We start from the raw sequence: 12755 nt of genomic DNA, 5'->3' as shown, positions 1-12755 counted from the left end.
TGGGCGGCGCTTTGCAACACTGCAGGGCGCTGGCAAGCATTGCAAACAGGCAGGGATCGCCGATGATGCGCCAGACGACCGCCAGTTGGGCCTGGTCGGTGTCGCTGCCCATATCGCAACGCGTTATTTGATTGCAGCTATCAATCGTATTCGGAACGGCCGACAGGACGTCGCCATCGCCCGCCAGGCGTTGGTGGTAGTCCTGTCAGCCGTGTTTTCGCAGTTCATCGTTGGTTTTTTGGGGGAAATGAGAATGACGCAAGGGTCCACCGTGGCGACAGCCAGCGGCGCAGACGCCGGTTTACTGTCCAAGGAGCGCATCATTGCGCGGCCGGGGTTCAATCGTTGGTTGGTACCGCCGGCAGCACTGGCGATCCACCTGTGCATCGGCATGGCCTACGGCTTCAGCGTGTTCTGGCTGCCGTTGTCCAAGGCGCTGGGCATCACCGAGTCGATCGCATGCCCGGCCGATATGGGCCTGTTCGCACGCATGGTGGCCACCACCTGCGACTGGAAGATCAGCGAGCTGCAGTGGATGTACACGCTGTTCTTCGTGCTGCTGGGGTGCTCGGCAGCGATCTGGGGCGGCTGGCTGGAACGGGCCGGCCCGCGCAAGGCCGGCGTGGTCTCGGCGCTGTGCTGGTGCGGCGGGCTGGTGATCTCGGCAGTCGGCATCCACTTCCATCAGATCTGGATGCTGTGGCTGGGCTCGGGCGTGATCGGCGGCATCGGCCTGGGGTTGGGCTACATCTCGCCGGTGTCGACGCTGATCAAGTGGTTCCCGGACCGACGCGGTATGGCGACGGGCATGGCGATCATGGGCTTTGGCGGCGGCGCGATGATCGGCAGCCCCTTGGCCGATGCGCTGATGCGCCATTTCGCGACCCCCACCTCGGTGGGCGTGATGGAAACCTTCCTGGTGATGGCGGCGCTGTACTTCGTCTTCATGATGGCCGGCGCGTTCGGTTACCGCGTGCCGCCGAGCGGCTGGACCCCGGCCGGCTGGACCGCGCCGGTGGCCAGCAGCAACGCCATGATCACCGCCAACCACGTGCACGTGAAAAAGGTCTGGGGCATCCCGCAGTTCTGGTTGCTGTGGGGCGTGCTGTGCCTGAACGTCTCGGCCGGCATCGGCGTGATCGGCATGTCCTCGCCGATGTTGCAGGAAGTGTTCGGCGGCCGTCTGATCGGCGTGGATGTGGGCTTCGCCAGCCTGGATCCCACCCAGCTGGCCAGCATCGCGGCCATCGCGGCCGGCTTCACCGGTCTGCTCAGCCTGTTCAACATCGGCGGCCGGTTCTTCTGGGCCAGCATGTCCGACAAGCTCGGCCGCAAGAACACCTACACGCTGTTCTTCGTGCTGGGCATCTGCCTGTATACAGCGGCGCCGTCGGCTGGCGGTATTGGCGGCATCGCGCTGTTTGCGGGCATCTTCTGCATCATCCTGTCGATGTACGGCGGCGGTTTCGCCACCATTCCGGCGTATCTGGCCGACCTGTTCGGTACCCAGATGGTCGGCGCCATCCACGGCCGGCTGCTGACTGCCTGGGCAACCGCCGGCATCCTGGGTCCGGTGGTGGTGGGTTACATGCGCGAGTACCAGCTGGCGCACGGCAGCCCGCCGTCACAGGTCTACAACACCACCATGTACATCCTTGCCGGCATGCTCGTGCTCGGCCTGATCTGCAATCTGTTGGTGCGCCCGGTGGCCGCACGTCACTTCATGACGCCCGACGAACTGGCACGCGAAAAGCAGCTGGCGCACGAAAAGGTCGACCGCACCGGGCACGGCACGATTCCACCGGAACAAATGGCGCGCATCGGTCATGGCGGCAACCCCGCGCTGGTCGCGTTTGCCTGGCTGGCGGTGGGTATCCCGATGCTGTTCGGTATCTGGGTCACGCTGCAAAAAGCCTTCGTGCTGTTCCATTGAGGTGAGATGACCAGTCCGTCTTCCCGCGCCGTGCGTCCGGGCAGTGTGGTACGCACGGTCCGTCGCCATCGCGGCGGCCGCAGCGCCACGGTGCAGGACATGGTGGCGGCCGAAATGCCGGTCGCCTTCATCTACAACGGCGTGCCGTTCGCGGTGATGATGGCCACGCCGGAGGACCTGGAGGATTTCGCACTTGGGTTCTCGTTGAGCGAAGGCATCGTCGATCACGCGCAGGACTTGCGCGTGATCGCGGTGGAGACGTTTCTGGAAGGCGCTTCGCTGCAAATAGAAATCCCGCCCGAGCGCGCAGCCGCGTTGGACCAACGGCGGCGCAATCTGGACGGGCGCAGCGGTTGCGGGGTGTGCGGCAACGAGTCCATCGAAGCGGTGCTGCGTGTGCCGCCGGTGCTGCACTCGTCGCTGCAGATCGACGTGGATGCCTTGGCGCATGCGCTGGATGCGCTGCATGCACGGCAGCCCATCGCCGCGCAGACCGGCGCCGTGCACGCGGCTGCTTGGGCCGATGCGCAGGGCAATGTGCAGCTGGTCCGCGAAGACGTGGGCCGGCATAACGCGTTGGATAAATTGATCGGTGCATTGGCGCGCGCGCGCATCGATGCATCGCACGGGTTCGCGGTGGTCACCAGCCGCGCCAGTTACGAAATGGCCATGAAAGCCGCGCAGGCCCGAATTCCGCTGCTCGCAGCGATTTCGGCGCCAACTGCGCTGGCGATCAGCCTGGCCGAGAGTGCGGGACTGACCCTGATCGGGTTTGCCCGCGATCACGATTGTGTCGTTTACAGCCATCCGCAGCGCCTGGATCTGGGCGTTGCGGTGGGAGAGCCCGCATGAGCAAGAAAACCATCAAGCAATACGACAATCCCGCGGGCGGCTGGGGCGCATTGCGCTCGGTGGCCAAGCACCTGATGGAACAGGACATCGCCGTGCAGGGCGCCAAGACGCTGCTGCACGCCAACCAGCCGGACGGTTTCGACTGCCCCGGTTGTGCCTGGCCGGATCGCGACCACACGTCCACGTTCGAATTCTGCGAAAACGGCGCCAAGGCCGTGGCGGCCGAGTCCACCGCACGTCGCGCCGGGCCGGAGCTGTTCGCTTCGCACACCGTCAGCCTGCTGTCGCAATACAGCGATTACTGGTTGGAAGGGCAGGGTCGCCTGACTCACCCGATGCGCTACGACGCTGCGACCGACCACTACGTGCCGGTGAGCTGGGACGATGCCTTTGCGCAGATCGCGCGGCATCTCAATGGCCTGGCAACGCCGGATGAGGCGATCTTCTACACCTCCGGGCGCACCAGCAACGAGGCAGCGTTCCTGTATCAGTTGTTCGTGCGCGAGTTCGGCACCAACAATTTCCCCGATTGCTCCAACATGTGCCATGAGCCCTCCGGCACCGCGCTGCGGTCGCAGATCGGCGTGGGCAAGGGCACGGTGTCGCTGCACGATTTCGAGCTGGCCGACGCCATCTTCATCTTCGGGCAGAACCCGGGCACCAATCATCCGCGCATGCTGGGCGAGTTGCGTCAGGCCTCCAAGCGCGGTGCGGCGATTGCGGCGTTCAACCCGCTGCGCGAGCGCGGGCTGGAAAAGTTCGCCGACCCGCAGGACAAGCTGGAGATGTTGCACAACGGCTCCACGCGCATCGCTTCGGATTATTTCCAGCTCAAGATCGGCGGCGACCTAGCTGCGGTGAAGGGCATCATCAAGCACGTGCTGGAGCGCGATGCGCAGGCGCAGCGCGATGGCACGCCGCGCTTGCTGGACCTGGAGTTCATCCAGGCGCACACCGCCAATTTCGAGGCGTTCGCTGCCGACGTGCACGCGGAGCGCTGGGACACCATCGTCGAAGAATCCGGGCTGGACGAAACCGCGCTGCGCAAGGCCGGCGAGATCTATCTCAATGCCGAGCGCGTGATTGCCTGCTGGGGCATGGGCATCACCCAGCACAAGCATTCGGTGGCGACCATCCACATGATCACCAACCTGCTGCTGCTGCGCGGCAACCTGGGCCGGCCCGGCGCGGGCGTCTGCCCGGTGCGCGGGCACAGCAACGTGCAGGGCGACCGCACGATGATGATCTATGAAAAGCCGCCGGCCGCGTTCCTGGACAAGCTGCAATCGGTGTTCGGTTTCGCGCCCCCGCGCGCAGACGGGTTCGATACCGTGGGTGCGATCGAGGCGATGCTGGATGGGCGGGGCAAGGTGTTCTTCGCGATGGGCGGCAATTTTGCTGCCGCCACGCCGGATACCGATGCCACGCACCGCGCGTTGCGCAACTGCGAATTGACCGTGCATGTCACCACCAAGCTCAATCGCAGCCACCTGGTGCATGGGCGCGATGCGTTGATCCTGCCGTGTCTTGGGCGCACCGAGATCGACATCCAGGATGCCGGCGCACAAGGCGTGACGGTGGAAGATTCGATGAGCATGGTGCACCTGTCGGCCGGCATCAATCCGCCGGCCTCGCCGGATCTGCTGTCGGAACCGGCGATCGTGGCGCGCATGGCCGAAGCCACGCTGGGCGCACGCAGCGCGATCCGCTGGCGCTGGCTGGTGGGCGATTACGACCGCGTGCGCGATCTCATCGCGCAGGTGTTTCCGGACTTTGCCGGGTTCAACGAACGCGTGCGTACGCCGGGTGGGTTCCGTTTGTCCAACACCGCCCGCGATCGCCAATGGGTGACGCCGGAACAACGTGCCGTGTTCAAGTCGCATGCGGTGCCCACCGACAATCCCATCCACCGCGCGCGCCGCAGCCACGCCGAGCAGATGGTGTTTACGCTGGCCACCACGCGTTCGCACGATCAGTACAACACCACCATCTATGGGTTGGACGACCGCTATCGCGGTGTGTTCGGCGAGCGCCGCGTGCTGTTCATCAATGGGGCGGATATCGCGGCGTTGAACATGAAGGCGGGCGATTGGGTGGACCTGGAAAGCCTGTGCGAGGACGGCGTGCGCCGCGAGGCGCGGCGTTTCCTGTTGGTGGACTACAACATCCCGCGTGGCTGCCTGGCCGCGTACTACCCGGAAACCAATGCGCTGGTGCCGTTGTCCAGTTTCGCCGACGAGGCGCGTACGCCGACCTCCAAGTCGATTCCGGTCATCGTGCTGCCGCACCGCGCCGAAACCGCCGATGCGGCGCCGCGCGATATCGGAGCGGTGCTTGTCCGCTGATCCACAGCTCACCTCACAGCTGTTGCATGCGCTTGCCGACGCGCCCGATGGCGTGTCGCTGGCCCGGCTATGCAAGCACCTGGGCGTGCGCATGAGCGTGCTGCTGCGCACGCTCGCCTGGTTGGGGACAGCGAACCTGGACGGCCAGCCGGGTCCGGATTGGGTGCGCGTGGAAGATCGCGGCGAGCGGCAGTTTGCAGTACTGACGCCGGTTGGTTTGGCCGAGCATGCGCAGCGATCAGCTGCGCAAACGTTGCAGGGCGGTTGAGCGAGCTTCCCGCTGCTTGATTGAAAGCTCTGCAGACCGACCAACTCAACTGGTCCTTGCCGGCCCATCGTCGCGGGACCCTTGGCGGCATGGGTGCCCGCCACGGAGCCTACAAGTGCGTACCTGCGGCGTGTCCTGCGATGGTGGGCGCGCAAGGGCCTGCAGCAAACGCCAAGACCTCGCACCTTGCAGGCTGAGCAGTTGACGATCTCCGGCTACGCGTTGCCGGACACCTCTCCTCTGCGAACGCGTCTGCTCCAAGACGAGTCGGGCGCGATCCACAGCACCGTCGGTCACGCCTGCAACTTTTTGCTCCCGCCTGGCCTGCGCAAAGCAGTGCCGCGATCTGCCAGAATCGGCCGTCTTGCTTCCCGGATGCCGATCAACCATGACTGCCGCTGCGCCGCTTGCCGCACCCACCAATTCACCTGCGCGCGTGCTGTTCGCCAGCCTGATCGGCACCACCATCGAGTTCTTCGATTTCTATATCTACGCCACCGCCGCAGTGCTGGTGTTTCCCACGCTGTTCTTTCCCGCCGGCGATGGCAGTGCGGCGATGCTGCAGTCGTTGGCGACCTTTGCGGTCGCGTTTGTTGCGCGGCCGGTGGGCTCGGCGGTGTTCGGTCACTTCGGCGACCGGGTAGGGCGCAAGGCCACGCTGGTGGCAGCGCTGCTGACGATGGGTTTGTCCACCGTGGCCATCGGCCTGCTGCCCAGTTACGCGCAGATCGGCGTGTTTGCGCCTGCGTTGCTGGCGTTATGCCGCTTCGGCCAGGGGTTGGGCCTGGGCGGCGAGTGGGGCGGGGCGGTGCTGCTGGCCACCGAGAACGCGCCGCCGGGCAAGCGGGTGTGGTACGGCATGTTTCCGCAACTGGGCGCGCCGCTGGGGTTCTTGTTGTCCACCGGCACCTTTCTGGGCATGGGCGCAGTGCTGGACGATGTGCAGTTCATGCAGTGGGGATGGCGCGTGCCGTTTCTGGCCAGTGCATTGCTGGTCCTGACGGGGCTGTGGGTGCGCCTGAGCATCACCGAGACGCCCGATTTCCAGAAGACGCTGGACCGCAAGACGCGTGTCAGGTTGCCGCTGGGCACCGTGGTCGCGCAGCATTGGCCGGCGCTGATCGTCGGCACGCTGGGCGCGTTCGCCACCTTCGTGCTGTTTTATCTGATGACGGTGTTCGCGCTCGGCTATGGCACCAAGACGCTGGGCTACGACAAGGAACAATTCCTGTTGTTGCAGATGGCCGGCATCGTGTTTTTTGCGCTCGGCATTCCGCTGTCGGCCAAGTTTGGCGACCGGCACGGCGCGCCGCTGGCGATGATGCTGGCCAGCATCGCCATCGTGGCATTCGGCCTGGCGTTTGCGCCGCTGTTTCAGGCCAGTCACCCGTTGCAGGTGCTGGCGTTCCTGTCGCTGGGATTTTTCTTCATGGGCCTGACCTATGGTCCCTGCGGCACGTTGCTGGCCGAGCTGTATCCCACCGAGGTGCGCTACACCGGCGCATCGCTGTCGTTCAATCTGGCCAGCATCCTGGGCGCGGCGCCGGCGCCCTACGTGGCCACGCAACTGGCGGCCAGTTACGGCGTGCAATCGGTAGGGTATTACCTGGGCGGGGCGGCCGTGCTGAGCCTGATGGCGCTGGTCGTGGCGCGGCGCTGGCGTCGCTGAGCGCAGATCGCAACGGTTGATGGAGTCTGCGATCGTGCAGCAACGCGGCGGCCCACGATGACGCGATGGCGCGCGCTTCGGTGCGCTGCTGCAGAGCCGAGGCGTTGATCTGGCTGCTAGCCGAAGATCCGCTTGAGCGTGCGGCCCAGCCAGCCACCATGCTGATGTGTGCGCGAAAACCGGTCCAGGTGTGCGATCACCTGCGGTGCGTAGGCCTGATCGTCACCGCGAATATGGTTGAACAGCCAGCGTGAGAGCATGTTGCGCAGTTCGTCGCTGACGTCTTCGCCGGCCTGGAAGCGCAGGCGGTATTCGCCGACACGCTTGCCGAACACCGCATGCACGCGCTGGTGCGCCTGGCTGAAGGGATAGCCGGCTTCCTGCATCAGTTCTTCTTCGAAGGCGAAGTGCGAGAGCGTGTAATCGATCAGTTCGTCGATCACCTCCGCCACTGCCAGTTGCTGCAGACTGGTCTGCGCAACATGCAGCTGATTGATCATGTCCACAATGCGCCGGTGTTGATGATCGATGACCTCGATCCCGGTGTTGAGGTCGTCCTGCCAGACCAGCAGTGCCATCGAAGTACCTTGCCCAATGCGATGGGCATACGGTAAGCCGCGCGCGCCGGCAGTGCGTTGATCTGGATCAAGGCATGTCGGCAGGCGCGTCATCCGCACGCGTCGCTTGGGCCTGCAGGCGACGCTGGATCAGCTTGCCAGACGCACCTGGTTACGGCCGCCGGCCTTGGCCAGATACAGGTGCTTGTCCGCTTCGTTCAGCAGGTAATGCAGCGATTGGTCGCTTTCGCTGGCGATGCATACGCCGATGCTCACCGTCATGCTCAACGTCTCGTCTCCCACGCGCACGCGCAGGGCGCTGATGCGTTCGCGCAGGGTTTCGAAATAGCTGGTGGCATTGGCCGCATCCAGCCCGGGCACCAGCAGGCAGAACTCTTCGCCGCCGAAGCGTGCGACCAGGTCTTGCGGCCGCGCATGCCCGGACACCGAAGCGGCCACCGCACGCAACGCCTGGTCGCCGGCTTCGTGGCCCCAGGTGTCGTTGATGTGCTTGAAATGGTCGATATCCACCATCGCGGCGGTCACCGTCTGGTCCTGCAACAGCAGCTTGGGAATGACGCGCTGGCTTTGTTCCAGAAAGTAGCGCCGGTTGGGCAGGCCGGTGAGGAAGTCGCGGGTGGCCAGATCCTGCAGCGTGCCGATCAGTTCCAACTGGTCCACGTTTTGCGATACGCGGCAGAAGAATTCTTCGCGCGAGAAGGGTTTGCGCAGGAAGTCGTTGGCGCCGTTCTTCAGGAAACGCGGAATCAACGACGAATCGCTATTGCCGGAAATGCCGATCACCGCCACCTTGTCGCGCGAGCGGATCGCGCGCAGCCGGCGGGTGAATTCCACGCCATCCATCCCAGGCATTTCCTGGTCGACGATGGTCAGGCGGATGCCGGGGTCGCGTTCGATCGCGTCCAGCCCGGCGGCACCGTCGGCCGCCAGCACCACGCGGTAGCCGTACATCGACAGCAGCGCGCCGGCATAGGTGCGTGCCGACAGCGAGTCGTCCACCACCAGGGCGGCGATCCGGCGATTGCGCTCCAGGCGCTGCACCAGCCATGCCAGGTATTCGATGCTGCCCGGTGCATTTTTCAGCACGTAATCGATGATCTGCTGCTGCAGCACGCGCTGGCGCAAGTCTTCGTCGTACACGCCGCTGACCACCACGGTGGGCAGTTTGCGCGAGAGAAAGAATTCCACGACCTTGTCGCGGTCGCCGTCCACCAGTACCAGGCCGGTGAGGACCAGGAACCAGCCGTCCTCTTCGTCGAGCACGCGCGCGGCTTCGGCCAGGGTCGAGACGACCGTGACCGGGAGTTCCACGCGTTGCTCGATGGCTTCGCGCAGCATGCTGGTGAACGTGCGCGAGTTCTCCACCAACAGCACGCGCTGCGGCAGGACTGCACTTTCACTATTGCGATGTAGGGTACCTGGGGACATCGGCTGGCCGTCTGGATCGAACCGTCAGGTCAGCTAACGGCCCTGCTCGCCAAAACTTGAGCACCACGTTCCAAAGCGTGGCGCTCACCACAGCGCATCGCGCAGCCGATACCAGCTCATCGCCGCCACCAGCAGCGGGGTCCGTAGCCGCTGCCCGCCGGGGAACGGGCGGTGCGGAATGCGTTCGAACACGTCCAGGCGCCGGCTCTGGCCGGCGATGGCCTCGGCAATGACCTGGCCGGCCAGGCCGGTGGCCGCCACGCCATGTCCGGAAAAGCCCTGTGCGAAGTACAGATTGGGCGCCAGCCGGCCCCAGTGCGGCGCACGGTTGCGCGAGATGTCCACGTAGCCGCCCCACAGCGTTTCCAGCGGCACGTCGTGCAGCTGCGGGAATACCGTATGCATGCGCTGGGTCATCAGGCGCTGCAAGCCCGCAGGCGGACGCGAGGAGTAACTGGCGCGCCCACCGAACAGCAGGCGGTGATCGGCACTGAGCCGATAGTAATCCAGTGCCCAGTTGGTATCGGCCACCGCCATGTCGTTGGCGATCAGGGCGCGTGCACGCGCCTGGCCCAGCGGCGGCGTGGCGCCGACATAGGTGCCGACCGGCATGATGCGCTGCTCCAGCGTCGGGGCGATGCCGCGCAGCAGTGCATTGCCGGCGATCACACCGAACGCGGCAGTCACGTTGCCGTGGGCGGTATGCATCACCACGCGCGCGCCGGGCCGCTGCCTGGTCACGGCCGAGTCCTCGTAGATGCGCACGCCGGCGGCCAGCGCGGCCCGCGCCAGGCCCAGTGCATAGGCCAGCGGCTGCAGATGGCCGCTGGCAGGGTCGAACATGGCGCCCAGGTACAGCGGGCTGTCCAGCACCTGGCGGGTGCGTGCGCGGTCCCACCATTGCAGCGGGTAGTCGTAGCGTTCGGCCATGCGCACGATGCCGTGTTGCAGCGCCTGCACCTGACGCGGCTTCAGCGGCACATGCGCGTGGCCGTCGCGCCAGTCGCAGGCGATGGCATGGCGCGCGATGCGCTCGCGCAGCAGGCGCATGCCGTCGCGCGAGAAATCGAACAACAGGCGAGCATCGTCGTTGCCGACCAGCGCTTCCAGCGTTTCCTGCTCGCACCCATAGCCAACGATGGCCTGGCCGCCATTGCGCCCGGACGCGCCCCAGCCCACACGCCGGGCTTCCAGCACGATGACGGCGTAACCGGCCTCGGCCAGCGCCAGCGCGGCGGCGAGGCCGGTATAGCCACCGCCGAGAATGCAGACGTCGGCGTGCTCGGCGCCTTGCAGGCGCGGTTGTTGGGGCAGGCCCGGCGTGCTGCGTGCGTACCAGCTGTCCGGATACCCATTGCCCGCTGAATCGCTGTGCGGCGGTGGCGCGTGCGGGTAAGCCATCACACGGTGCGCAGGTACCGCGCGTAATCCAGGTCGGGGACCTGCGCCTGGTAGTCGAGCAGCTCGCGTTGCTTCTGCTGGCCGAATACGTGCTGGAACTGCATGCCGAACTGCTCGGCGATGAAGTCGCTGCCGAGGAACGCATCCACCGCGCCTTGCCAGCTGCGCGGGGTGGACACCGACTGCGCGTACGCATTGCCGGTGACCGCCGCGGTGGGTTCGGCCGGCTGCCGCAGGCCGTCCAGCATCGCGGCCAGCACGGCTGCAGCGGCCAGATACGGGTTGGCATCGGCACCGGCAATGCGGTGTTCGATGCGGGTGTTGTGCGCATCGCTGTGCGGGATGCGCAGCGCCACGGTGCGGTTGTTGAAACCCCAGCTTGCATCCAGTGGCACGAACGCGTTGCTGACGAAGCGGCGATAGCTGTTGGCATGCGGGGCGAACATCAGGAGCGAGGCATCCGCATGCCGCTGCAGCCCGGCGATGGCGTGGCGTAGCGGCTGCGCAGGCGCGTCGGCGGCGCTGGCCAGCACGTTGTGCCCGGCGGCATCGAGCAGGCTCACATGCAGATGCAGGCCGCTGCCGGCCTGGCCGGGGAAAGGCTTGGCCATGAAGCTGGCCAGCTTGCCCTGCTGCTGCGCAATGGCTTTGATGGTGCGCTTGAGCAGAATTGCCTCGTCGCAGGCGGCCACCGCATCGGCACGGTGGTGCAGATTGATTTCGAACTGGCCGGGAGCGTACTCGGCCACGGCGGTGTCGGCCGGAATGCCTTGCTGTCTGCAAGCGGCGGTGACCGCATCGGTAAAACCACGCTGGTCGTCCAGATCCTGCAGCGAATACACCTGCGTGCTGTCGCTGCGTTCGCCGGTGATCGGGTCGCGCGGGGTCTGCGGGCGCCCCTGTGCATCGGCGATGGCGTCGAACAGGTAAAACTCCAGCTCCACTGCGATGACCGGGGTCAGGCCGAGTGCGCCAAACCCCTGCAACACGCGCTGCAACACCGCACGCGGGGCGACTTCGAACAGCGCGCCTTCGGGGGTATGCATCGCCAGCAGCAGTTGCGCCATCGGCCTTGGCGCCCAGGGCACCGGGCGTAGCGAGCCTTCGATCGGCCGGCAGATGCGGTCGGCGTCGCCGATCGCGTAGCCAAGCCCGGTTTCTTCCACCGTGTTGCCGGTGATGTCGGTGGCGATCAGCGACATCGGCAGGCACACGCCCTCGCGATACACCTTGCCCAGGGCCTCGGCGGTCACCCGCTTGCCGCGCAGCACGCCGTTGGTGTCGGGCAATAACAGATCGACAGACTCGCACCCGGCGATGCGAGAGAGGGTGTGGGCATCGGCAGCCGGCAGGGAGGCGATGGAGTTTTCGGAAGCCATGGGCAACACCTGCGAAGTCGCCACGCAGCGTAGCAAAGCGCGCGTGAGTAATCGCAAGCGCAGTGGCACGCTTGGCAATGCCGGCAATGGCGCGGTAACTTCGAGCGTATCGACGTTCCACCGAACGTATCGGATTTCGCGCATGGCAGTCGTTCCGCTGGTCGGCCTGCCGACCGATCGCATCCTGCAAGGGCCTCATCCGTTTCTGGCTGCCGGCGAGAAGTACATCCGCGCGGTGGTCGAGGCAGCCGCTGCGATGCCGGTGCTGTTGCCCAGCCTGCAGCCGGCATTGGATGCAGGCGCGTGGCTGGAGCGGCTGGATGGGTTGTTGTTGACCGGGGCGGTCAGCAATGTGGAGCCGCATCACTACAGCGACGAGCCCAGCTGGGAAGGCAACCCGCACGACCCGGCGCGCGATGCCACCAGCCTTGCGCTCATCCCGCAGGCGCTTGCGCGTGGCCTGCCGGTGCTGGCGATCTGCCGCGGGCTGCAGGAGGTCAATGTGGCACTGGGCGGGCGCCTGCATCAGCGCGTGCACGACGTGCCCGGCCTGGCCGACCACCGGGAAGACCGCGGCACACCGACAGACATGCAATATGGCCCGGCGCATGTGGTGCACCTGCATCCCGGCGGCTGGCTGGCGTGCATGAGCGATAGCGCCCAGGTCTGGGTCAATTCCCTGCACGGGCAGGGCATTGCCACGCTGGCTGAGGGGCTGCTGATCGAAGCCACCGCGCCGGACGGGCTGATCGAAGCGTTCCGCGGCTCCGGCCCGGGGTTTCTGCTGGCAGTGCAATGGCATCCGGAATGGCGTGTCACACAGCATCCGTTCTACCGTGCCATCTTTCAGGCCTTCGGCGAGGCTTGTCGCCAATACGCCGCGCGACGCGGCAAGTGAGGTT

The 12755-nt window shown here is 65.9% G+C and carries 10 protein-coding genes; 6 read left to right on the top strand and 4 right to left on the bottom strand.

What is annotated here, in order from left to right; translation table 11 throughout:
- Nucleotides 1-253 precede the first annotated feature (253 nt).
- The 5 genes from AC1POX_RS13165 to AC1POX_RS13145 all read left to right on the top strand — a co-directional run bounded on the left by AC1POX_RS13165 (nucleotide 254) and on the right by AC1POX_RS13145 (nucleotide 7067).
- Nucleotides 254-1933, top strand: coding sequence for an OFA family MFS transporter (locus tag AC1POX_RS13165; protein ID WP_372356246.1), 1680 nt, complete (start codon nucleotides 254-256; stop codon nucleotides 1931-1933).
- Between the two features lie 6 nt (nucleotides 1934-1939).
- Nucleotides 1940-2785 carry a formate dehydrogenase accessory sulfurtransferase FdhD gene (fdhD, locus tag AC1POX_RS13160; RefSeq protein ID WP_029819644.1) on the top strand — a complete coding sequence of 282 codons (846 nt, stop codon included), beginning with the start codon at nucleotides 1940-1942 and terminating at the stop codon, nucleotides 2783-2785.
- Complete coding sequence (locus tag AC1POX_RS13155) at nucleotides 2782-5130, top strand: FdhF/YdeP family oxidoreductase (protein WP_127168120.1); 2349 nt, start codon at nucleotides 2782-2784, stop codon at nucleotides 5128-5130. Before fdhD ends, AC1POX_RS13155 begins: the two co-directional genes overlap by 4 nt.
- Nucleotides 5120-5398, top strand: a complete 279-nt coding sequence (locus tag AC1POX_RS13150) for a hypothetical protein (protein ID WP_209261624.1) — start codon at nucleotides 5120-5122, stop codon at nucleotides 5396-5398. The genes AC1POX_RS13155 and AC1POX_RS13150 overlap by 11 nt, the downstream gene beginning before the upstream one ends.
- A 388-nt stretch (nucleotides 5399-5786) precedes the next feature.
- Nucleotides 5787-7067 (top strand): MFS transporter, encoded by a 1281-nt coding sequence (locus tag AC1POX_RS13145; protein ID WP_218540137.1) that lies wholly within the window; start codon nucleotides 5787-5789, stop codon nucleotides 7065-7067.
- 116 nt (nucleotides 7068-7183) lie between these two features.
- Here the strand turns inward: AC1POX_RS13145 and AC1POX_RS13140 are convergent, their stop codons facing one another.
- The 4 genes from AC1POX_RS13140 to AC1POX_RS13125 form a co-directional block, all read right to left on the bottom strand.
- Entirely contained in the window at nucleotides 7184-7645 is a 462-nt protein-coding gene (locus AC1POX_RS13140) for a bacteriohemerythrin (RefSeq protein WP_005915313.1), read from the bottom strand.
- A 129-nt stretch (nucleotides 7646-7774) separates the two neighbouring features.
- Complete coding sequence (locus AC1POX_RS13135) at nucleotides 7775-9073, bottom strand: diguanylate cyclase (RefSeq protein WP_011347797.1); 1299 nt, start codon at nucleotides 9071-9073, stop codon at nucleotides 7775-7777.
- Nucleotides 9074-9157: 84 nt separating this feature from the next.
- A complete protein-coding gene (locus AC1POX_RS13130) occupies nucleotides 9158-10477 on the bottom strand; it encodes an NAD(P)/FAD-dependent oxidoreductase (RefSeq protein WP_372356245.1) in 1320 nt (439 codons plus the stop codon).
- On the bottom strand, nucleotides 10474-11853 hold the full coding sequence (locus AC1POX_RS13125; protein ID WP_209261621.1) for a glutamine synthetase family protein: 1380 nt from the start codon (nucleotides 11851-11853) through the stop codon (nucleotides 10474-10476). Before AC1POX_RS13125 ends, AC1POX_RS13130 begins: the two co-directional genes overlap by 4 nt.
- A gap of 142 nt (nucleotides 11854-11995) precedes the next feature.
- Here AC1POX_RS13125 and AC1POX_RS13120 point away from each other — a divergent pair, with 142 nt between their 5' ends.
- On the top strand, nucleotides 11996-12751 hold the full coding sequence (locus tag AC1POX_RS13120) for a gamma-glutamyl-gamma-aminobutyrate hydrolase family protein (protein ID WP_277573923.1): 756 nt from the start codon (nucleotides 11996-11998) through the stop codon (nucleotides 12749-12751).
- Nucleotides 12752-12755: the final 4 nt, after the last annotated feature.

The sequence above is a fragment of the Xanthomonas sp. NCPPB 3442 genome (genome assembly GCF_056725145.1).
This window is presented reverse-complemented; position numbering and strand designations above follow the sequence as displayed.